The organism is Duganella sp. GW821-FHT07F09, assembly GCF_059418705.1.
Map to the genome: position 1 here is coordinate 68,748 of NZ_JBWKQJ010000001.1, position 20,844 is coordinate 89,591.

Genomic DNA, 20,844 nt, shown 5'->3' on the forward strand with positions numbered 1-20,844 from the left:
TAATGGTGGAGGTAAGCGGGATCGAACCGCTGACCTCTTGCATGCCATGCAAGCGCTCTCCCAGCTGAGCTATACCCCCCGGGCGCAGAAAGTCTTCTGTCGTACTACGGTACTTCTACATCTACTGCTCGCCAGCCTGGCGAAGCTGGCGTCCCCAGGGGGATTCGAACCCCCGTACTCACCGTGAAAGGGTGATGTCCTAGGCCTCTAGACGATGGGGACCTCGGCACTACGGTTACTACTTTGCCGCTATCATCTCCGCGCGGTGGTGGAGGTAAGCGGGATCGAACCGCTGACCTCTTGCATGCCATGCAAGCGCTCTCCCAGCTGAGCTATACCCCCCGGGCGCAGAAATAATAAAAGCCGCTTGCGCGACTTTTGTTTTCACTACTTGTATCTATCCAGCGTGAAGCCAAACATCAAACAAATCAGTACAAACAACGTCAACTACAACTCTACCGCTTTACAACTTGGCGTCCCCAGGGGGATTCGAACCCCCGTACTCACCGTGAAAGGGTGATGTCCTAGGCCTCTAGACGATGGGGACCGCGAACAACCAAACTGCCACTACGTTTCCGCGCATCTTCAACAAACACCAGGTGTTTCTTGGTGGAGGTAAGCGGGATCGAACCGCTGACCTCTTGCATGCCATGCAAGCGCTCTCCCAGCTGAGCTATACCCCCGTTGGCGCAGAAACAAGAGTATAGCAAAGAAGCCGCACTATGCAAATACCCTTTTGCAACTTTGCTCTGGTTTTAATTCAAACTCAGAGAAATTTCGCCAGACGCGCAACAATCGCCTCGCGGCCGAAGATCTGCAACACCGCGTCGATGGCCGGCGTCTGCAGTTGGCCGGTGACGATCAGGCGCAGCGGCATGGCGATCTGCGGCATCTTCAAGCTGTTCGCGGCCAGCACTTCCTTGATCATCGCGGCCAGCGCTTCCTTGCTCCACTCCACCGTCTTGCAGCGGTCGGCGAACTGCGCCAGCGCCGGCTTGACGGCGTCGGTCAGGTGCTGGGCCAGCAGCGCCGCGTCCGGCTGCGGCGCGCGGTAGAACAGCATCGCCGCGTCGGCCAGCTCGTTGACGGTGTTGGCGCGCTCCTTCATCAGCGCCAGCACGGCCGGTAGATCGGGCGCGCCGTCGAACTCGGCGCCGGCCGCCAGCATGCGCGGCTTGGCCAGCTCGGCCAGGCGTGCGTTGTCGGCCTGCTTGATATAGTGGTTGTTGAGCCAGTTCAGTTTTTCGATGTTGAACTGCGCCGCCGAGTTCGACAGGTGCGAGCCGTCGAACCATGCGATCACCTGCTCCATCGAAAACACTTCGTCGTCGCCGTGGCTCCAGCCCAGGCGCGCCAGGTAGTTCAGGATCGCTTCCGGCAGATAACCTTGCGCCGGGTATTCCATGACGTTGACGGCGTCCTTGCGCTTGGACATCTTCTGGCCGTCGGAACCGAGGATCATCGGCAGGTGGCCGTACAGCGGCAGCGGCGCGCCGATCGCGCGCAGGATGTTGATCTGGCGCGGGGTGTTGTTGACGTGGTCGTCGCCGCGCAGCACGTGGCTGATCTGCATGTCCCAGTCGTCGACGGCCACGCAGAAGTTATAGGTCGGCGTGCCGTCGGGACGGGCGATGACCAGATCGTCCAGTTCCTTGTTGCCGATGGTGATGGTGCCTTTGACGAAATCGTCCCAGGTCACTTCGCCGTCGAGCGGATTCTTGAAGCGCACCACCGGCTTGCGGCCTTCCGGAATCGCCGGCAGGGTCTTGCCCGGCTCGGGACGCCAGGTGCCGTCGTAGCGCGGCTTTTCGCCGGCCGCGCGCATGCGCTCGCGCATCGCCTCGACTTCTTCCGGCGACGAGTAGCAGTGGTAGGCGGTGCCGGCGGTCAGCATCTGCGCCACCACCTCGCGGTAGCGGTCCATGCGCTGCATCTGGTAGAACGGGCCCTCGTCGTGGCTCAGGCCCAGCCATTCCATGCCTTCGATGATCGCTTGCACGGCTTCCGGCGTGGAGCGCTCCAGGTCGGTGTCTTCGATGCGCAGCACGAAGGTGCCGCCGAAGTGACGGGCGAAAGCCCACGCATACAGCGCCGTGCGGGCGCCGCCAAGGTGGAGGAAGCCGGTCGGGCTGGGAGCGAAACGGGTACGGACGGGCGTGGTGGGTGTGGTCATCGAGGTAGGAAAGCTGAGATGTGAAAGCAGCTATTTTACCGCGTTGGCCTGCACACCGGTGGGAGCCCGGCCACCGGTCCACGTAGGGCGGATTAGGCGGAACGCCGTAATCGGCCATGATTGCGTCGCCGACGGCGCAACCATGGCCGATTACGCTGCGCTAATCCGCCCTACGTGATTGCGTGGTCCCGCTCCTTCCACCTCAATCGTTCTTGATGACGATGCTCGGGAACTTACTGGTCATGTCCTTGGCCTTCTCGGACACCTGCACCGCGATCTTGCGGGCGATGTCCTTGTAGATGGCGGCGACCTGGCCGTCCGGATCGGCCACCACGGTCGGCTTGCCGGAGTCGGCCTGCTCGCGGATCGCCATCGTCAGCGGCAGCGCGCCGAGGAACTCGACATTGAAGTCCTTGCACATCTTGGCGCCGCCGCCGGCGCCGAAGATTTCCTCCGCGTGGCCGCAGTTCGAGCAAATGTGCGTGCTCATGTTCTCGACGATGCCCAGGATCGGAATGCCGACCTTCTCGAACATTTTGAGGCCCTTGCGCGCGTCCAGCAGCGCGATGTCCTGCGGCGTGGTGACGATGACGGCGCCAGTGACCGGCACCTTCTGCGACAACGTCAGCTGGATGTCGCCCGTGCCCGGCGGCATGTCGACGATCAGATAGTCCAGGTCGCGCCAGTTGGTCTGCTCCAGCAGTTGCTGCAGCGCCTGCGTGACCATCGGGCCGCGCCACACCATCGGCTCGTCCGGGTCGATCAGGAAGCCGATCGACGACACTTGCACGCCGTGGTTTTCCAGCGGCTCCATCGATTTGCCGTCCTTGGTTTCCGGACGGCCCGACACGCCCAGCATCATCGGCTGCGACGGGCCGTAGATGTCGGCGTCGAGCAGGCCGACCGAGGCGCCCTCTGCGGCCAGCGCCAGCGCCAGGTTGACGGCGGTGGTCGATTTGCCCACGCCGCCCTTGCCCGAGGCGATGGCGATGATGTTTTTCACGTTCGGCATGAGTTTCAGGCCGCGCTGCACCGTGTGCGGGATGACCTTGGTCGTGACGCCGACGCTGATGTTGCCCGCGCCCGGCACCGCCTTGAGGCCGGCGATGACGCTGGCGCGGATGCTGTCGACCTGGCTCTTGGCCGGATAGCCCAGCTCGATATCGAGGGAGATATCACCGTTGTCGACCTTCAAATTCTTGACGGCCTTGCCGCTGACGTAGTCTTTCGTTGTATTTGGATCAATGATTTTGGACAGCGCCGCCTTGACGTCTTCTACAGTAATGCTCATGTGACTCTCCGTGAAATGTGCGCCCATTTTAGCGCATCGCGCCATAATTACCGGGCGCGCCCCATTGCCGGAGTGACCGCTTGCCGCTTCCACTGTTAAAATGCTCCTTTTCCACCCACAAAGTGCATCAACCATGACCCGCAAGCTGTTCGTCACCACTGCCCTGCCCTACGCAAACGCCGCTTTCCATATTGGCCACATGATGGAGTACATCCAGGCCGACATCTGGGTCCGGTTCCAGCGAATGCAGCGCGACGAGGTGAATGGACAACTCGCGCCGCGCACGGTGCACTTCGTCGGCGCCGACGACACCCACGGCACGCCGATCATGATCGCGGCCGAAAAAGAAGGCATCACGCCGCAGGAGTTCGTCGCCAAGATCGCCGCCGGCCGCGCCCAGTACCTCGACGGCTTCCACATCGCCTTCGACAACTGGTACTCGACCGACTCGCCGGAAAACGTCGAGTTGTCGCAGGGCATCTACCGCAAGCTGCGCGACGCCGGCCTGATCCAGACCAAGATCGTGCCGCGCTTCTACGACCCGGTCAAAGGCATGTTCCTGGCCGACCGCAACATCAAGGGCGAGTGCCCGGTCTGCCACGCCAAGGACCAGTACGGCGACAATTGCGAAGTGTGCGGCGCGGCCTACCAGCCGACCGAGCTGATCAATCCGTTCTCGGTGTTCACCAACGCCACGCCGGTGCTCAAGGACTCGGAACAGTATTTCTTCAAGCTGTCCGACCCGCGCTGCTACGAATTCCTCAAGGAATGGCTGAACACGCCCGGCCGTTTGCAGCCGGAAATGGTCAACAAGGTCAGCGAGTGGCTGGGCGAGTCCGGCGAAAAGCTGGCCGACTGGGACATCTCGCGCGACGCGCCCTACTTCGGCATCCCGATTCCCGACGCGCCGGGCAAGTTCTTCTACGTCTGGCTGGACGCGCCGGTCGGTTACCTGGCCAGCCTGAAAAACTATTGCGAAAAGCAAGGCATCGACTTCAACGACCTGTTGAACGACCCGGCCACCGAACAGATCCACTTCATCGGCAAGGACATCGTTTCCTTCCACCTGCTGTTCTGGCCGGCGATGCTGAAGTTCGCCGGCCATCCGGTGATCGACAAGCTCAAGGTCAACGTGCACGGCCACCTGACCGTCAACAACGAAAAAATGTCCAAGTCGCGCGGCACCGGCATCTCGCCGCTGCGCTACCTGAACCTGGGCATGAATCCGGAATGGTTGCGCTACTACATCGCCTTCAAGCTCAACTCGAAGGTGGAAGACCTGGACTTCACCGGCGAGGACTTCGTTGCCCGCGTCAATAGCGACCTGATCGGCAAGTACGTGAACATCGCCAGCCGCTGCGCCGGCTTCATCGCCAAGAAATTCGACGGCAAGCTGGCGGCTTCGCTGTCCGAGGGCGCGCAGGGCTGGATCAAGCGCGCGCTGGTGACGGCCGAGGGCGTAGAGCGCCAGGCCAGCATCGGCGCCAATTTCGAGGCGCGCGAGTTCGGCAAGGCGCTGCGCGAAATCATGGAGATCGCCGACATCACCAACCAGTATGTCGACGAGAACAAGCCGTGGATTTTGGCCAAGGACGAAGCGAAAATTGCGGAATTGCACGACGTCTGCACCGCCGCGCTGATCCTGTTCCGCCAGCTGACGATCCTGTTGTCGCCGGTGCTGCCGGGTGTGGCCGCCAACGTCGCCAAGTTCCTCAACGACGAGCAACTGGCATGGGCCGACACCGATGTCGCCAGCGGCGCCGTCTCCCAGGCCATGCTGGGCCGTACCATCGGCGCCTACAGCCACCTGATGACGCGCGTGGACGCCAAGATGATCGAAGAGCTGTTCGACGCGCCCGCTCCCGCCGCCGCCCCGGCCGTCGTCACGGCCGCCGCCCCCGCCGCTGCGGGCGGCACCGCCACGCCGGCGCCCGCCACCGGCATCGAGGAACTGGCGCCGGAGATCAAGATCGACGACTTCGTCAAGATCGATTTGCGCATCGCCAGGATCGTCAACTGCGAACACGTCGACGGCTCCGACAAGCTGCTGCGCCTGACGCTGGACGTCGGCGAAGGCCGCCACCGCAATGTCTTCTCCGGCATCAAATCGATGTACAAGCCGGAAGAGCTGGTCGGCAAGCTGACCGTTCTGGTCGCCAACCTGGCGCCGCGCAAGATGAAGTTCGGCGTCTCCGAAGGCATGGTACTGGCGGCCTCGGCGGCCGACGAGAAGGCCAATCCGGGCATCTACATTTTGAATCCGTGGCCGGGCGCCGAGCCGGGCATGCGCATCCGTTAAGGACAGTCCAGGCATGAACATCGTAGTGCGTGAAGCGACGGAAGAAGATGCCAAACTGATTGCCGAGCTCACGCGCGCCGCGTGGGCCGGCAAGGTCAGCGTCACCTCCAGCGGACACCGCGAAACCGCCGTCGTCGTTGCAGACCATCTGCGCGACGGCGGCGGTTTTGTTTTATTGGTCGACGACGAGCCGGTCGGCTCGGTGCGCTGGCTGCCGCTCGACGCCGACCCCGACGTCTGGGAAATCTGCCGCATGGGCGTGCTGCCGCGTTACCGTGGTAGCAACCTGTCGCAACACCTGCTGGAGGCGGTGATCCACCACGGCCTGGCCTGCGGCCTCGACGAGGTGCGCCTGGCCGTGCGGGCCGACCAGCCCAAGCTGATCGACTTCTACGCCGCCTACGAATTCGAACTGGCGGAGGAGCTCGAATACTCGCACGCCAATCCGCTGGAAACGCCGCCGCTGGTCATGCGCCGCTCGTTGCGCCACTAAATTTTCCACCGACCGCCCGGCGCCGACCCGCGCCGTTCTTTTTCGCGCGCGGGTGACTGCACACACGCAAGTCATATCCACGCCGCGCGTCGTCGCCTTGCGCCATCGTGTCCCCACGAAAAAAATGTGCGCATACACCATTTTCTCGCGGAACTAATTCCTTTGATCCATGTCAAAGCTTTTGAGAGAAGCGAGACCGGGCCTGCGTGACGACGATATCGTTTGTCGTTTGCGCGTACAAGGCGGCGAATTCAACGAGGTGCCGGCGTCCCCGCGATGCCGTCTCACCATCATCTCGATAGCCATCCACTCCCATGCGAAAGGCTAGCGAACGCGGCCGTAAAGGCTTGCGGGGGCTGGCGCGCTCAGGTTCGGACCCGCCATCTCAAATCGCTCGCAGAAGCGAATCACGCACACAACAGTAGAAATACTGGGGTGCTTGTAAGCATATTTTTTTGCACTAATATTTTCCTCACCCGCTTGCTGAGCGGTCGAAAATATACCTACATAACGGAGACAACAAATCATGGCAATCAACATCAAACGCTTGGTGTCGCGCGCGCTCGCCGCTACCGTCATGCTGGCGTCCGCCTGCATGGCCCACGCCGCTACGGCCGGGCCCGGTACGTGGAGCACGCAGCAAAGCTGGGCGACCGATACCGTCAATGGCGGCAAGCTCACCGGCTACTTCTACTGGCCCGCGTCGCAACCGACCTTGGCCGGCAAGCGGGCGCTGGTCCTGGTGCTGCACGGCTGCCAGCAAACGGCCACCAACGACGTCATCAACAGCGGCACCGACGGCGGCTACAACTGGAAGACGGTGGCCGAGAAATACGGCGCCGTCATCATCGCACCCAACGCCACCGGCAACGTCTACGCGAATCACTGCTGGGACTACGCCAGCACCAACCACAACCGCAGCAGCGGCCACGACGCCATCCTGCTCGACGTCGTCAACCGCTTCGTCAGCGATCCGCAATACGCGATCGATCCCAACCAGGTGTATGTGACCGGCCTGTCCTCCGGCGGCGGCGAGACGATGGCGCTGGGCTGTCTGGCGCCGGATGTGTTCGCGGGTATCGGCATCAACGCCGGCCCGACCCCGGGCACCACCACGTTGCAGATCGGCGCGGTGCCATCGGGCTATACCGCCGCCACCGCAGCCAACCGATGCAAGGCGATGGCCGGTGGCAGCGCCAGCAAATTCTCCACGCAAATTGCCGGCACCATCTGGGGCACCTTCGACTACACCGTGGGGCAAGCCTACGGACCGCTCGGCGCGGCCGCGATGCGCCTGGCCTACGGCGGCACGTATAGCGCGGACCCCGCCGCCTCGGTGCCTGGCGGCGGCAGCAACATCCAATACCGCGACGGCAACGGCAAGGTGCGTACCCACGAAATCACCGTGGCCGGCCTGGGCCACTCGTGGCCGGCGGGCGCCGGCGGGCAGAACATGAACTACGTCGACAGCAGCAAGGTCAACTACCCGGAATTCGTCATGGATTTCTGGTACAAGAACAACCTGCGCGTGTCGAGCGTCGCCGGCCCCACGGTGACGTCTTGCTCGGCCAACGTCATCAGCGCCACCAGCGCGACCATTAGCGGCGCCGCCACCACCCCCAGCAGCGTGGCGAACTACACCGTGGCATTGAGCGGGCCAACCCCGGTCAACGACAACGCGGCAGGCAGCGGCCCGAACTTCAGCAAGACGTATAACCTGAGCAACGGCTACTACAGCGGCACCGTCACCGCCACCGACAACCTCGGCCAGACGTCCGCCGCCTGCGCGGTCCCGCAGTTCCTCGTCGGTAGCGCGCCAAGCCTGCCGGCGCCGTCCGGCCTGAGCGCCGGCAGCGCCAGCGCCAGCGCCGTACCGCTGAGCTGGAACGCCGTCAACGGCGCCACCGGTTACAACGTCTACCGCAATGGCGTCAAGGTAACGGCCACCCCGGTGACCACGCTGACCTATACCGCGACCGGACTGACCGCCGGCACCACGTACAGCTTTGCCGTGTCGTCCGTTGGTCCGGACGGCGAGAGCGCGATCTCGGCACCGGTGAGCGTTACCACGACGTCGGGCTTTATCTGCACGACGTTCACCGCCAGCAACTATGCGCATGTGAAGGCCGGCCGCGCCCACCATGTCGGCGGCTACGCGCTGGCCAACGGGTCCGACCAGGTGATGGGACTGTACAGCATCTTCTTCGTGCGGACTTTGGCGCAGACCTCCGCCGGCTACTACATCGTCGGTAGCTGCCCGTAAGCCATAACTTGCCGTCCCGCAGCAGCATGCGGGACGGCATCTTTAACGCGTCGATTCCGACCATGACGCGAGAAATCGTCCTACGCAATTGTTCAGCTTGCTGTGAAAAAATGGGGCTCCATTCATCGAACAACGAGGAGTCACCCATGAACACCAAATTGACCGTAATGATAGCCGCCATGTGCATGAGCGCGGGCGTGTTCGCACAGACCCAGCCAACCGGCCAGTCCGCAACCGGCCAGTCCACTACCGGCCAATCCGCAACGGCTGCGGGCACCAGCAACACCGGCACGCCAAGCGTGGGCCAGAGCACCAACAATAGCGGCGAGCAGAACGCCACCGCCATGCAAAACAACAGCAACACCCAAAACACGGCGACGCCGCGCAACGCCCAGCGCAAGACCGACAAGGCGATGCAACAATCCAAAGTGAACGCCGATTGCGCCCAAGGCCATACCGACGGCCATGCGACCGCGCCAACGCATAGCGGTACCTCGACCGCCCAGGGTTGCGACACCAAGACCATCCAGCGTTGATATGCGTAACAGCACGTGGGGCTGGTCGGCAACCCGACCAGCCCCACCGCTGTTTCAGAAGACGTGGCGGATGCCGAGGTTCACGCCCCGGTTGCCCGTCCCGCCCTCGATGGCGCTGCCCACCGTGTAGCCGGCGCCGTTCTTGTTGCGAATGTACGCGTACACGCCATACAAGTCCGTGCGTTTCGACAGGTAGTAACGATACCCCCCAGCGAACTGCCGCGCGTCTTGATTAAAGCTACTCTTGTCGTTTTTGCGGATGTACGACGCCAGCCAAACCCCGCTCCCGCGAGGCACCGTCACCCCCAACAGCATCACATCGCTGTCGGCGCTCGGCGTCGGCGCGACCGCGTAGCCGAACGGATTGGCCAGGTTGCGCGGCAGCGCGCTGTTCAAACCCTTGTCGATACCGTAGGCCCCGTGCAGCTTCATGAAGCCTGCATCGTATAACGCCGTTAGCACCGTGTTGTTGGCGGCGCTGGTGTTCTTCAGCGTGGCCGTGTCGTTGTCGCGGTGGTGGGTCGCCAGGCGCAGCGTCAACGGGCCGCGACTGTAGATCAGCGATCCGCCCAACTGGCGGCCGGCCGCGCTGTCGCCGGAGACTTCGCCCGCGCCGTACACCAGCTCCACCGCGACACCGCCCAACACCGGCGACACATACTTGATCGCGTTGTCCATGCGGCTGGCGCTATTGCCGGTCGACGCCATCAGGTTTTTGGTGTCGCCCGCCGTGCCGGAGCCGAAGGGATCGACCGTCGCCACGGCGAGATATTGCGGCGTGTACTGGCGCCCCAGGGTGATCGTGCCCGAACGGGTCTGCAGCCCGACATACGCCTGGCGTCCGAATAGCAAACCGCCCTGCCCCATCGCGCCGGTATCGGACTGGAAGCCGTTCTCCAGCAGGAAAACGGCCGACATGCCGCCGCCCAGATCCTCGATGCCCTTGAAGCCGAGCCGCGACCCGGCCTCGACGCCGCTGGTCAGTTTGGTCGTGGCGGCGATGCCGCCGCTTTCACGCACCAGCGCCATGTCGACGATGCCGTACACCGTCACATTCGATTGGGCGACAGCCGTCGCCGCCGATGCGGCCAGCATCAGCGCAAGCATGGTTTTTTTCATTGTGGACTCCCGATAGTTATTGTTTTGAACCGAAGCCGCCGCCGCCCGGCGTTTCAATCGCGAAGACGTCGCCCGCTTGCATGTCCGTGGTGTGGGTGGCGCCGAATTCCTCCACCGAGCCGTCGCCGCGCTCGACCCAGTTGCGTCCCAGCGCGCCCGGCTGCGCGCCCTCCAGCCCGAACGGGGCGATGCGACGGTGGCCGGCCAGGATGTTGGCCGTCATCGCCTCGAGGAAACGGATGCGGCGCAGCGCGCCGTCGCCGCCACGGTGCGTGCCGGCGCCGCCGCTGCCGCGACGGATCGCGTGCGTCTCGACCAGCACCGGGAAACGCCACTCCAGCACCTCCGGATCGGTCATGCGCGAGTTGGTCATGTGGGTCTGCACCGCCGCCGTGCCATTGAAACCGGGGCCTGCGCCGGAACCGCCGGCGATGGTCTCGTAGTACTGGTGCTCGTCGTTCCCGAAGGTGAAATTGTTCATCGTGCCCTGCGAGGCCGACATCACGCCCAGCGCGCCGTACAAGGCGTCGGTGACGGTCTGCGACACCTCCACGTTACCGGCCACCACGGCGGCCGGGTAGCGCGGATTGAGCATCGAGCCTTCCGGGATGATCAGCTTGAGCGGCTTGAGCACGCCCTCGTTCATCGGAATGTCGCTGTCGATCAGGGTGCGGAACACGTACAGCACCGCCGCCTTGCACACCGACAGCGGCGCGTTGAAGTTGGTCGGCCGCTGCGCGCTGGTGCCGGTGAAGTCGACGATGGCGCCGCCGCTGAAATGGTCGATGGTCAGCTTGACCTTGACCACCGCGCCGTCGTCCATCTCGTAGGCGAAGCTGGCGTCGCGCAGGCCGACGATGGCCTTGCGCACCGCCGCCTCGGCGTTGTCCTGCACGTGGCCCATGTAGGCCAGCACCACGTCCTCGCCATAGGTCGACACAGCCTTCAGCAGTTCATTGGCGCCGGTCTCGCAGGCGCCCAGCTGGGCAATCAGGTCCGAGATGTTCTGGTCGATGTTACGGCTAGGCCAAGGGCCGGCGGCGAACAGGCCGCGCACCAGCGGCTCCAGGAACACGCCCTTGTCGACGATCTTGACGTTGTCCAGCAGGACACCCTCCTCTTCGATGGTGGTGCTATTGGGCGGCATCGAGCCGGGCGTGATGCCGCCGACGTCGCCGTGGTGGCCGCGCGCGGCGACGTAGAACAGCGGCGCGCCCCAGCCGGTTTCACCGTACACCGGACACACCACGGTGATATCCGGCAGGTGGGTGCCGCCGTTGTACGGCACGTTGAGCACATAGGCGTCGCCCGGCGCCATGGTCTTGGCGTGCTGGCGGATCACGCACAACACGCTGTCGCTCATCGAACCCAGATGGACCGGAATGTGCGGCGCGTTGGCGATCAGGTTGCCGTCGCGGTCGAAGATCGCGCAGGAGAAGTCCAGCCGCTCCTTCATGTTGACCGAGTAGGCGGTGTTCTCCAGGGTGGTTCCCATCTGGCGGGCGATGGCCATGAACAGGTTGTTGAAGATCTCCAGGTGGATAGGATGCGCGACGGTCGTCATCTTGTGGGCGCTGCCGGCGGCGCCGCTGCGCTCCAGCAGCAAGGTGCGGTCGGGCAGCACGCTGGCGCTCCAGCCGGCATCGACCACCGTGGTGGCGATCTCCTCGCGGATCAGCGCCGGTCCGGCCACGCGGCTGCCGACCGCCAGGTCGGCGCGCACGTGCAGCGCGATCGGCACGGTCTGGCCGTCGACATAGCTGTAGACTCGGCCGGAACCCGTATCGGTGCCGCCGTTGGCCGGCACCTCGATCACAAAGTCCGCCCCATCGCCGGCGCCGATAGCTTCCGCCGACACCGATTCGATCACCAGCGGCTGGCCCTCCATGACGAAGCCGAACCGGCCGCGATACAGCACAGCAAAGGCCTCGGCCATCTCCTCGACGCCGGCCAGCGCGATGACGAATGCAGAATCGCTGTCCTGGTATTTCAGGCGCGCGCACAGTTCGACGCGGATATCGTCTTCCGCCACCTGCTGCACCAGCAGGTCGGCGTGCGCCTGGCGCGCCAGTTCGGCCAACTGCGGCCGCAGAGCCTCCAGCGAGGCGGCGTTCAACGGCTGTTCGACCGCGCCCTCGCGCATCGCCCGGATGTCGGCCAGTCCCATGCCGAAGGCCGACAACACGCCGGCGAACGGATGGATCGCGATCTTGGTCATGCCCAGCACGTCGGCCACGCGGCAAGCGTGCTGGCCGCCGGCGCCGCCGAAGCAGCACATGGCGTAGCGGCTGACGTCATAGCCGCGCTCGACCGAGATCGACTTGATCGCCTGCGCCATATTGTCGACGGCGACCGCCAGGAAGCCGTCGGCGACGGCCGACGGCGACAGGCGCGTGCCGGTCTCGCGCTCGATCTTCGCGGCCAGTTCGCCAAAGGCGCGCACCACCACGTCGCGGTCCAGCGGCAGATCGCCGTCGGGGCCGAAGACGCGCGGGAAGTGCTCCGGCTGGATGCGGCCCAGCATGACGTTACAGTCGGTCACGGTCAGCGGGCCGCCCTTGCGGTAGCTGGCCGGTCCCGGATTGGCGCCGGCCGATTCCGGCCCGACCTTGAAACGGCCGTTCTCGAAGCTGCAAATCGAGCCGCCGCCCGCCGCCACGGTATGAATGTGCATCATCGGCGCGCGCACCCGTACGCCGGCCACCACGGTCTCGAACACGCGCTCGTAGGCGCCGTCGTAGTGGGCGACGTCGGTCGAGGTGCCGCCCATGTCGAAGCCGATCACCTGTTTCAGACCGATCGCCTCGCAGCTCTTGACGGCGCCGACGATGCCGCCGGCCGGGCCGGACAGGATCGCGTCCTTGCCCTGGAAGCGGCCGGCGTCCGTCAAGCCGCCGTTCGACTGCATGAACATGATGCGGGTATCTCCAGTGTCGGCCGACACGCGGGAGACGTAGTCGCGCAGCACCGGCGACAGGTAGGCATCGACCACCGTGGTGTCGCCACGGCCGACGATCTTCATCAGGGGGCTGACCTGGTGGCTGACCGAGATCTGCGTGAAGCCCGCCTCCTCGGCCAGGGCGCGCAAGCGCAGCTCGTGCTGGGGATAGCGGTAGCCGTGCATCAAGACGATGGCGATGGCGGCGATGCCCTTTTCCCGCAGGCCGGCGAATTGGCGGCGCAGCAGATCCTCGTCCAGTGCCTGCAACACGTCGCCGTGGGCGCCGATGCGCTCATCGATCTCGATCACTTCCTCGTAGATCAGGTCCGGCAGCTCGATGTGCATGGCGAAGATGTCGGGCCGGTCCTGGTAACCGATGCGCAGCTGGTCGGCAAAGCCGCGCGTGATCGCCAGCGCGGTGCGCGCGCCCTTGCGCTCCAACAGCGCGTTGGTGGCGACGGTGGTGCCCATCTTGATCACTTCGATCTGCTCCGACGGCAACGGATCGCCGGCTTTCAATCCCAGCATGTCGCGCATGCCCTGGGTGACAGCGTCGTCGTAGCGCTCCGGGTACTCGGACAACAGCTTGTGCGTCACCAGCTTGCCGTCCGGGCGGCGGGCGACGATGTCGGTGAAGGTGCCGCCACGGTCGACCCAGAATTGCCACAGCATGGATTGGGTAGGAATGTCGTTTTTCATGTTGATGCCTTTGATCTTTTGTACGGTGAAATCAGCTTATTGGTCAGGACTCGAGTTTTTTGCCGGCGGTTTCCGGCAAGGTCAGCGCCGCCAGGATCATCACGCCGTAGGCGGTGCCGGCGAAGACGCCGATCGCCTCGCCCAGCGCCATGGAGTTGCTGCTCAAGCCGATCATCAGCGGGAACAGCGAGCCGATGGCGCGGCCCATGTTGTAGCTGAATCCCTGGCCCGAACCGCGCATCGAGGTCGGGAACAACTCGGTCAGGAAGGCGCCCATGCCGCTGAAGACGCCCGAAACGCAGAAGCCGAGCGGGAAGCCGAGGAACAGCATCACGCTGTCGTTGACCGGCAGCCGGGTGTAGGCCAGGGCGATGCACATCGAGCCGGTGGCGAACAGGATGAAGTTCTTCTTGCGTCCCAGGTAGTCGGTCAGGAAGGCGCTGACGATGTAGCCCACATACGAGCCGACGATGACCATCGCCAGATAGCCGCCGGTGCCCAGCACCGTCAGATGGCGCTCGGTCTTGAGGAAGGTCGGCAGCCAGGTCGTGATGGCGTAGTAGCCGCCCTGGGCGCCGGTGGTCAGCAGCACGGCGCGCACGGTCACGCTGAGCATCTTCGGCGCGAAGATGGCGGTGAACTTGACGCGGTCCTCGCTGTTGACCCGCACTTTGTTTTGCTCGGCGATGAAAACATCCGGTTCATCGACGAAACGGCGGATGAAGATCACGAACAACGCCGGCAAAATCCCCAGCAGGAACAGCGACCGCCACGCCCATTCCGGCGGCAGCAGCGAGAACATCAGCGCGTACAGCAAGGCCGACATGCCCCAGCCCAGCGCCCATCCCGCCTGCACCATGCCGACCGCCTTGCCACGGTCCTTGGCGCGTATCACCTCGCCGATCAGGATGGCGCCGGCGGTCCACTCGCCACCCATGCCAAAGCCCATCAGGCCGCGCGCCCACAGCAACTGCTCGAAGTTCTGCGCGAAGCCGCACAACACGGTGAAGAAGGCGAACCACAGGATGGTGATCTGCAGCGTCTTGACGCGGCCGATACGGTCCGACATGATGCCGGCGATCCAGCCGCCGGCGGCGGAGGTCAGCAAGGTGACGGTGCCGATCATGCCGGCGTCGCCCTTGGACAGGCCCCAGGTGGCGATCAAGGTCGGAATCACGAAGCTGAGGAACTGCGTGTCCATCGCGTCGAGCGCGTAACCGATCTTGCAGCTCCAGAAGGTGCGGCGCTCCTTGCTGGTCAAGGCGTGGAACCAGGCGAAATATCCCTCCGGCTGGCTGGTGCTGGCTACTTTTGTGTTCATCGTGCTCTCCCTTTTTTTAGAATGCGGCGGTCCCCCGGGTGCCTGTGCGGACCCGATAGCGGGGACGTTGCCATGTTGGTTAACTTAGAATGCGGCTAGCGAGGCGTTGCGTATATCCGTCACCAGCATGTAGCCCGGCTGGTGGGTGATCACCAGCGGCAGTCGCGCGTGGCGTATGGCTTCCTGCGGCGTGACGCCGCACGGCCAGAAGACTGGAATTTCGTCGGGCATGACCTCGACCGCGTCGCCGTAGTCGGGTTGGCCGAGGTTGGCGATGCCGATCAGCGCCGGATCGCCCAAATGAATCGGGGCGCCATGAACGGCCGGGAAGCGGCTGGTGATCTGGATCGCGCGGATGGCGTCGGCGGCCTTCATCGGCCGCATCGACACCACCATCTCGCCGCCGAACGGACCGGCGGCCTGGTTTCTGATATTGGTGCGGTACATGGCGACGTTGCGGCGCTGCTCGATGTGGCGCAGTGGTATGCCGGCGTCCATCAGCATCTGTTCGAACGAGAACGAACAGCCGATAGCGAACACCACCAGGTCGTCGCGCCAGATGTCATGCAGCGCCGCCGTTTGCGCCGACAGCACGCCTTCGCGGTAGACGTTGTAGCCGGGCGTGTCGGTGCGCAGGTCCATGTCGGCGCCAAGGCTGGCGACATTCCATTGACCGGGTTCACCGACCGCCAGCAGTGGACAGGCGCGCGGATTGCGCTGGCAGAAAAGCAGGAAGGCGTCGGCATGCGTCTGCGGCAGTATCACCAGATTGGCCTGCGCGTATTCGCCGCAGTAGCCCGCCGTCGGCAAGCGGAATTCGCCGCCGCGCACTTTATGTCTGAGTTCAAGAGGAGTCATGGTCGTTTCGCTCATAGTGATGTGAAAACTGCATGAGTTCAGAATAAACGTGAATATCACATCATGCTATCTAGTTATTTTTGCTGTTGTTGCATAGTTTTTCTTATCGTCGTGCGCTATCCCGGTGCATACGGTTAAGGTATTCTTGTTCCATGAATACCCGATTCCTCGAAACCTTCGTCGCGCTGGCGCAGTTGCGCAGCTTCCGTGCCACCGCCCGCGCACTGCACGCGACGCCAGCCGCGATCTCGCTGCGCATCAAGTCGCTAGAGGAGGAATTGCAGACGGAGCTGATCGATCGGACCTGCAAGGACTTCCGGCTGACGGCCAACGCCGAGTACCTGTTGGGCCATGCGAAAGCGGTGGTCGACGCCACCCGCAGGCTGCAGGCGGCGGCGCACAAAGATAGTGCGGTGCGCGGCCGCTTGCGTCTCGGCGTGATCGAATCGGTGGTCCACAGCTGGCTGGCGCAGTACATCCGGCAGCTCAATGTGTTGTATCCGGAGCTTGAAGTCGATCTGGCGGTCGATATCAGCAATGTGCTGGAGCGCCGCCTGCGGGCGCGCGAGCTCGATCTGGTGATCCAGGTCGAGGGCGTGGAGAGCAACGACATCGTCTCGGAGGCGCTGGCGGTCTATCCGCTGCACTGGATCGCCCGCCGTGGCTTGCTCGACACGCGCAAGGAGGGTTTGAACCAGCGCTTGCTGCAGCTGCCGCTCCTGACCTTCGGACGCGGCACCGCGCCCCAGCGCGCGCTGGAGGAAATCGTCAGCAAGATGGCCAATCTGGCGGCGATCCCGCTGGAGCAGACGCGCATCACCTGCTCGCCGTCGGTGGCGGCGATCGTCCAGCTGGTCAAGGACGGCTACGGCGTGGCGGCGATTCCCAGTCTGTTCGTGGTGTCGTCGCTGGAGAGCGGAGAGTTCATCGAGCTGCCGGTGCAGCCGGAGCCGCCGTCGATCATCGTCTCGCTGTGCTTCCACACCAACGCCGAGATGCTGGTGCACGCGGCGGCCAACGCCGCCCGCCACGCCTGCGCCACCTATTGCGCGCAGGTCGACCCGCGCTACATCAAATCGCTGGGCTAGCGGCCACTTGCGCTGCGTCTCCGGCCACACGCGCTGGCGCCTTCCGGCCACCTGCGCTGGCGGCTTCTAAACCACGTAGGGCGGATTAGCGAAGCGTAATCCGCCATGCATGCGTCTCGACGGCTCATCGAGTGGCGGATTACGGCGTTCCGCCTAATCCGCCCTACGTGTCTCCATGTTCCGCTTGGGTCCAACTCCCGGTGCGGGCGATCTGCACCGCAGGCTGCGGCTCTGTCCAGCGAAACGGCAGCGCGCCGGCGTTGCGCACCACTTCGCGTATATGAAACCGCAGCAGGCGCTCGGCCCCGGTGAAGGCCTCCACCTCGGGTCCTTCCCAGATGATCTCCGCCTCCACCGCCAGATGCAGCAGGTCGCCGCGCTCGAAGTCGATGAACAGCAAGCCGGCACGCGGATGCTCCAGCAAATTCCCCGCCGTGTTGAAGAAAAAATTACCGCGAAACTCGGGCGATGTCAGCCTGTTAGCGTCATCGACCCGCACGAAGCCGGGCCGCCCTCCCCGATGCGAAACATCCACACCGCGCGCGCGGCCGGCATCGGCGTCCAGGTTGGCGCTGGCGATGAAAAAGGTATCCGACCGCGCGATCAACGCCCGGTCCTCGTCGCTGAGCGCCGTGGCGCGCGACACCCGCTCGGCGCCAGCCGTGCCGATATCAGGCGCCGCGCCATGCTGGCGATGCTGGATGTACTGCGGGCAGTTGCCAAAGCTCTGCGCGACCGCGATGCGCATGCCGTCGCCGTCGATCGCCGTGATCACCCCATTGACGCGGTTGCGGCGGCGCGTCGTCGGCGCCAGTCCCAGGCCGCCGACATGGTCGCCCGCGCGCAGCCTGCCTTGCAGCGGATCGCCTGCGAGCATGCCGCCGACGATGTCCAGCGTCCGCGCATCCGGCGTGCCGATGAAGCCAGGATCGGCTGCCAGCACCGTCGCCCACGGCTGGCCCGCCTCGTCCAGCGCGCCGATGAAGAAGAACGGCAGCTCCGCAAAGAACTGGCGGTGCTGGTCCGGCATGTGATCGCGCACGCCGGCGCTGCCGGCGGCGGCGATCCGCTCGCGCATGCCGACGCGCTGCTGGATCGCCAGTTCGCCTGCGTGGAATGGGGAGACCGGAGCGTCCATGGCCTACACCTGTTCCGGCGCCACGCCCGCTTGCGTGGCCGGCATGGCGACAAAACCCGGCAGCGCACGTACATTGGCCAGCCAGGCGCGGACGTTCGGATAAGGTTTTAGCGACACACCGCCCTCCGGCGCATGCTCGATATAGCTGAAGGCGGCGACATCGGCGATGGTGGCGTGCCCGCCGACCAGGTAGCGGCGCCCTTCCAGCTCGCGCTCCATCACGTCGAACAGGCGCACGGCCACGCCTTTGACAAACTCGTGATCGAATTTGGCGCCGAACACCGTGACCATGCGCGCGGCGGCGGGACCGTAGGCGATCTTGCCCGAGGCGGCCGACAGCCAGCGCTGCACCTGGGCGGCGGCCAGCGGATCGCGTGGCAGCCAGCGGCCGCTGTCGTCGTATTTGGCGGCCAGGTACACCAGGATAGCGGTCGAGTCGGACAGCACCGCGTCCCCGTCCTCCAGCACTGGCACCTCGCCGAAACCGTTCAGCGCCAGGAATTCCGGCGTGCGGTGTTTGCCGCCGGCCAAGGGCATAGGCACGAATTCGTACGGCAACTTGAGCAGGTTGAGGCACAGTTCGGCGCGGTGCGAGTGGCCGGAAAGCGGGAAACCGTAGAGTTTCATGAAGAATCCTTTTGTGGATGGGCGAATAAGCCCAGTATAGGGAGGCGCAGGCGTGCTGATAAGCCGGACAATAGCGGAATCACAGTTCACTAAAAGTGGACAATCGAGGCATAATGAGTCCATGGTCGATCTGAATACCGTTAATCTGAACCGCCTGATTACCTTCGTCGCCGTTGTCGAGGCCGGCTCGTTGACGGCCGCCGCAGAGCGGCTGGGCCTGGCCAAGTCCATGGTCAGCAAGCACATGCAACTGCTGGAAGCGGAAATCGGCGTCGGCCTGCTGGTGCGCTCGACCCGCAAGCTGAGCCTGACAGAGGCCGGACGGGCCTTCTATGAGTCCAGTCGTCGGCTGCTACAATCGGCCGAGCAAGCCATCGAGCAGGCACGCACCGGGCTGGACAGCCCGCAAGGCACGCTGCGCGTGGCATCGCCGATCGACTACGGGGCGATGGTGGTGGCGCCGGTGCTGGCGCGGTTGCGCGCGCGCTACCCGGCGCTGCACATCGAGCTGGTCTGCGCGGACCATGTGATCGACCTGATCGCGGAAGGCATCGACGTCACGGTCCGGCTGGGCAAGCTGGCCGATTCCGGGCATATGGCAAGCCGCGTGGGGCCGCTGCGGCGTTGGCTGGTGGCCGCGCCGGACTTCATCGCCCGGCATGGCATGCCCGACAATCCGGACGTGCTGGAAGCGTTGCCGTTCATCGCGCTGTCCGTGCTACCGCAGCCGAGGGTGTTCACTTTGGACGACGGTGCCGGCCGGGTGCGCGAGATACGCATGCGCAATACGGTGTTCTCCACCAACACCGCCTACGCCAGCCGCGCCGCCGCCTTGGCCGGCGTGGGCGTGCTGCGCGCCACCACCTTCCTGACCCAGGAGGACGTGGCCGCCGGCAGGCTGGTGCGGCTGCTGCCGGCCTGGTCGCAGGCCGAAACCGACATCCACGCCGTGTACCCGGCCTCGCCCCACGTGCCGCACAAAGTGCGGGTGTTTATCGATGCACTGAAGGCGGCGACGTTACCGTCGACTTAGCCTTTGCGCGCCGACACCACGATGCCGGCGACGATCAGCGCGAACGCCACCGCGTGATAGGCGTGCGGCGCCTCGCCCAGGAAGGCCGACGACAGCAGCGCGGTAAATAGCGGCGTCAGGTTGACGAAGAAGGCGCCGATGGCCGGTCCGGCGCGCTGCACCCCTTCGCCCCAGCAACGGAAAGCGATCACCGCCGGGAAAATCGCGACATAAAGCAAGGCGGCGGCCAGCCACCAGCTCCATTGCACCGGCATCGCCCCCAACCATTGCTCGCCCAGCGCGAAACCGCCCGACCAGAGCGCGCCGAACGCCACCTGCGCCGCCAGGAAGCTGGCCCAGTTGGCGCGAATCGCGGCCGGTTCCCTGGTCCGCATCAGCATCCAGCTATAGAAAGACCAGGCGATGGTGGCCAGGATCATGAACAAATCCCCCGCCACCAGCCGCAGCTCCAGCACATGCCGCCATTCCCCGCGCGCCAGCACCACCAGCACGCCGACGATCGACAACGCGGCGCCGGCCATCTGGCGACCCGAGACCGGCACGCCGAAGAACAACCGGCCCGTCAGCATCATCCATACCGGCAATCCCGAGGCGACCAGCGTGACGTTGATCGGCGTCGAGCTTTGCAGGGCCATATACTGGAACGTGTTATACAAACCGATACCCATCAGCCCCAACAGGGCGTACTGCTTCCAGTATCGCCACAGCGCGCTGTCCCGGCGGAACACCGGGCCGGCCAGCGGCAACAGGATCAGCAAGGCGATCACCCAGCGCAGGAAATTGAGCAGCACCGGCGGCAACATATCGTGCACCAGGCGGCCGACGATGGCGTTGCCGGCCCACAGCAGCGGCGGCAGGGTCAGCAGAAAGATGGTTTTGGCGGTCAGGCGTGCGGTCATTGTCGTTATATCTTTGCAACATTACGCCTTTGAGCATACCCGATTCCGCCGCTTTGCGTGCCGGCG

The 20,844-nt window shown here is 64.5% G+C and carries 15 protein-coding genes and 5 tRNA genes; 6 read left to right on the forward strand and 14 right to left on the reverse strand.

Annotation, left to right across the window (positions count from 1 at the left end; genetic code table 11):
* Positions 1 to 3: 3 nt before the first annotated feature.
* The 7 genes from AC07P1_RS00340 to apbC form a co-directional block, all read right to left on the reverse strand.
* Positions 4 to 79, reverse strand: a tRNA-Ala gene (locus AC07P1_RS00340).
* A 67-nt stretch (positions 80 to 146) separates the two neighbouring features.
* Positions 147 to 222: transfer RNA gene (locus AC07P1_RS00345), tRNA-Glu, on the reverse strand.
* 44 nt (positions 223 to 266) lie between these two features.
* Positions 267 to 342: transfer RNA gene (locus tag AC07P1_RS00350), tRNA-Ala, on the reverse strand.
* Between the two features lie 129 nt (positions 343 to 471).
* Positions 472 to 547: transfer RNA gene (locus AC07P1_RS00355), tRNA-Glu, on the reverse strand.
* 60 nt (positions 548 to 607) lie between these two features.
* Positions 608 to 683: transfer RNA gene (locus tag AC07P1_RS00360), tRNA-Ala, on the reverse strand.
* An 83-nt stretch (positions 684 to 766) separates the two neighbouring features.
* Entirely contained in the window at positions 767 to 2,173 is a 1,407-nt protein-coding gene (gene gltX, locus AC07P1_RS00365; protein WP_494693985.1) for a glutamate--tRNA ligase, read from the reverse strand.
* Between the two features lie 202 nt (positions 2,174 to 2,375).
* Complete coding sequence (gene apbC / locus AC07P1_RS00370) at positions 2,376 to 3,464, reverse strand: iron-sulfur cluster carrier protein ApbC (protein WP_494693986.1); 1,089 nt, start codon at positions 3,462 to 3,464, stop codon at positions 2,376 to 2,378.
* 133 nt (positions 3,465 to 3,597) lie between these two features.
* Between apbC and metG the strand changes: the two genes are divergently transcribed.
* The 4 genes from metG (at position 3,598) to AC07P1_RS00390 (ending at position 9,055) form a co-directional block, all read left to right on the forward strand.
* A complete protein-coding gene (metG, locus tag AC07P1_RS00375; RefSeq protein ID WP_494693987.1) occupies positions 3,598 to 5,763 on the forward strand; it encodes a methionine--tRNA ligase in 2,166 nt (721 codons plus the stop codon).
* 13 nt (positions 5,764 to 5,776) lie between these two features.
* The gene (locus AC07P1_RS00380; protein ID WP_494693988.1) at positions 5,777 to 6,256 is read left to right on the forward strand and encodes a GNAT family N-acetyltransferase; all 480 of its coding nucleotides are present in this window, start codon (positions 5,777 to 5,779) and stop codon (positions 6,254 to 6,256) included.
* A gap of 526 nt (positions 6,257 to 6,782) precedes the next feature.
* The gene (locus AC07P1_RS00385; RefSeq protein WP_494693989.1) at positions 6,783 to 8,519 is read left to right on the forward strand and encodes an extracellular catalytic domain type 1 short-chain-length polyhydroxyalkanoate depolymerase; all 1,737 of its coding nucleotides are present in this window, start codon (positions 6,783 to 6,785) and stop codon (positions 8,517 to 8,519) included.
* Positions 8,520 to 8,665: 146 nt separating this feature from the next.
* The gene (locus AC07P1_RS00390) at positions 8,666 to 9,055 is read left to right on the forward strand and encodes a hypothetical protein (protein WP_494693990.1); all 390 of its coding nucleotides are present in this window, start codon (positions 8,666 to 8,668) and stop codon (positions 9,053 to 9,055) included.
* 54 nt (positions 9,056 to 9,109) lie between these two features.
* Here the strand turns inward: AC07P1_RS00390 and AC07P1_RS00395 are convergent, their stop codons facing one another.
* From AC07P1_RS00395 to AC07P1_RS00410, 4 genes are all read right to left on the reverse strand, one after another.
* Positions 9,110 to 10,174, reverse strand: coding sequence for a porin (locus AC07P1_RS00395; protein ID WP_494693991.1), 1,065 nt, complete (start codon positions 10,172 to 10,174; stop codon positions 9,110 to 9,112).
* A 16-nt stretch (positions 10,175 to 10,190) separates the two neighbouring features.
* A complete protein-coding gene (locus tag AC07P1_RS00400) occupies positions 10,191 to 13,814 on the reverse strand; it encodes a hydantoinase B/oxoprolinase family protein (protein ID WP_494693992.1) in 3,624 nt (1,207 codons plus the stop codon).
* 43 nt (positions 13,815 to 13,857) lie between these two features.
* The gene (locus AC07P1_RS00405; protein ID WP_494693993.1) at positions 13,858 to 15,135 is read right to left on the reverse strand and encodes an MFS transporter; all 1,278 of its coding nucleotides are present in this window, start codon (positions 15,133 to 15,135) and stop codon (positions 13,858 to 13,860) included.
* An 84-nt stretch (positions 15,136 to 15,219) separates the two neighbouring features.
* Complete coding sequence (locus tag AC07P1_RS00410) at positions 15,220 to 16,008, reverse strand: putative hydro-lyase (protein ID WP_494693994.1); 789 nt, start codon at positions 16,006 to 16,008, stop codon at positions 15,220 to 15,222.
* Between the two features lie 137 nt (positions 16,009 to 16,145).
* Between AC07P1_RS00410 and AC07P1_RS00415 the strand changes: the two genes are divergently transcribed.
* A complete protein-coding gene (locus AC07P1_RS00415) occupies positions 16,146 to 17,081 on the forward strand; it encodes a LysR family transcriptional regulator (RefSeq protein ID WP_494693995.1) in 936 nt (311 codons plus the stop codon).
* A 163-nt stretch (positions 17,082 to 17,244) separates the two neighbouring features.
* Here the strand turns inward: AC07P1_RS00415 and AC07P1_RS00420 are convergent, their stop codons facing one another.
* Together AC07P1_RS00420 and AC07P1_RS00425 are read right to left on the reverse strand one after the other, a co-directional pair.
* Positions 17,245 to 18,219, reverse strand: a complete 975-nt coding sequence (locus tag AC07P1_RS00420; protein ID WP_494693996.1) for a pyridoxamine 5'-phosphate oxidase family protein — start codon at positions 18,217 to 18,219, stop codon at positions 17,245 to 17,247.
* 3 nt (positions 18,220 to 18,222) lie between these two features.
* Positions 18,223 to 18,846 carry a glutathione S-transferase family protein gene (locus AC07P1_RS00425; RefSeq protein WP_494693997.1) on the reverse strand — a complete coding sequence of 208 codons (624 nt, stop codon included), beginning with the start codon at positions 18,844 to 18,846 and terminating at the stop codon, positions 18,223 to 18,225.
* 121 nt (positions 18,847 to 18,967) lie between these two features.
* On the opposite strand from AC07P1_RS00425, the gene AC07P1_RS00430 reads away from it, so the two are divergent.
* Entirely contained in the window at positions 18,968 to 19,879 is a 912-nt protein-coding gene (locus AC07P1_RS00430; RefSeq protein WP_494693998.1) for a LysR family transcriptional regulator, read from the forward strand.
* Here AC07P1_RS00430 and AC07P1_RS00435 read toward each other — a convergent pair.
* The gene (locus AC07P1_RS00435; RefSeq protein WP_494693999.1) at positions 19,876 to 20,778 is read right to left on the reverse strand and encodes a DMT family transporter; all 903 of its coding nucleotides are present in this window, start codon (positions 20,776 to 20,778) and stop codon (positions 19,876 to 19,878) included. The two genes, AC07P1_RS00430 and AC07P1_RS00435, sit on opposite strands and share 4 nt — an antisense overlap.
* Positions 20,779 to 20,844: the final 66 nt, after the last annotated feature.

Excerpts from the sequence above, each read along its gene's own strand:
- gltX (WP_494693985.1), bottom strand. The coding sequence starts at position 2,173 with ATGACCACACCCACCACGCCCGTCCGTACCCGTTTCGCTCCCAGCCCG.
- apbC (WP_494693986.1), bottom strand. The coding sequence starts at position 3,464 with ATGAGCATTACTGTAGAAGACGTCAAGGCGGCGCTGTCCAAAATCATT.
- metG (WP_494693987.1), top strand. The coding sequence starts at position 3,598 with ATGACCCGCAAGCTGTTCGTCACCACTGCCCTGCCCTACGCAAACGCC.
- AC07P1_RS00380 (WP_494693988.1), top strand. The coding sequence starts at position 5,777 with ATGAACATCGTAGTGCGTGAAGCGACGGAAGAAGATGCCAAACTGATT.
- AC07P1_RS00385 (WP_494693989.1), top strand. The coding sequence starts at position 6,783 with ATGGCAATCAACATCAAACGCTTGGTGTCGCGCGCGCTCGCCGCTACC.
- AC07P1_RS00390 (WP_494693990.1), top strand. The coding sequence starts at position 8,666 with ATGAACACCAAATTGACCGTAATGATAGCCGCCATGTGCATGAGCGCG.
- AC07P1_RS00395 (WP_494693991.1), bottom strand. The coding sequence starts at position 10,174 with ATGAAAAAAACCATGCTTGCGCTGATGCTGGCCGCATCGGCGGCGACG.
- AC07P1_RS00400 (WP_494693992.1), bottom strand. The coding sequence starts at position 13,814 with ATGAAAAACGACATTCCTACCCAATCCATGCTGTGGCAATTCTGGGTC.
- AC07P1_RS00405 (WP_494693993.1), bottom strand. The coding sequence starts at position 15,135 with ATGAACACAAAAGTAGCCAGCACCAGCCAGCCGGAGGGATATTTCGCC.
- AC07P1_RS00410 (WP_494693994.1), bottom strand. The coding sequence starts at position 16,008 with ATGAGCGAAACGACCATGACTCCTCTTGAACTCAGACATAAAGTGCGC.
- AC07P1_RS00415 (WP_494693995.1), top strand. The coding sequence starts at position 16,146 with ATGAATACCCGATTCCTCGAAACCTTCGTCGCGCTGGCGCAGTTGCGC.
- AC07P1_RS00420 (WP_494693996.1), bottom strand. The coding sequence starts at position 18,219 with ATGGACGCTCCGGTCTCCCCATTCCACGCAGGCGAACTGGCGATCCAG.
- AC07P1_RS00425 (WP_494693997.1), bottom strand. The coding sequence starts at position 18,846 with ATGAAACTCTACGGTTTCCCGCTTTCCGGCCACTCGCACCGCGCCGAA.
- AC07P1_RS00430 (WP_494693998.1), top strand. The coding sequence starts at position 18,968 with ATGGTCGATCTGAATACCGTTAATCTGAACCGCCTGATTACCTTCGTC.
- AC07P1_RS00435 (WP_494693999.1), bottom strand. The coding sequence starts at position 20,778 with ATGACCGCACGCCTGACCGCCAAAACCATCTTTCTGCTGACCCTGCCG.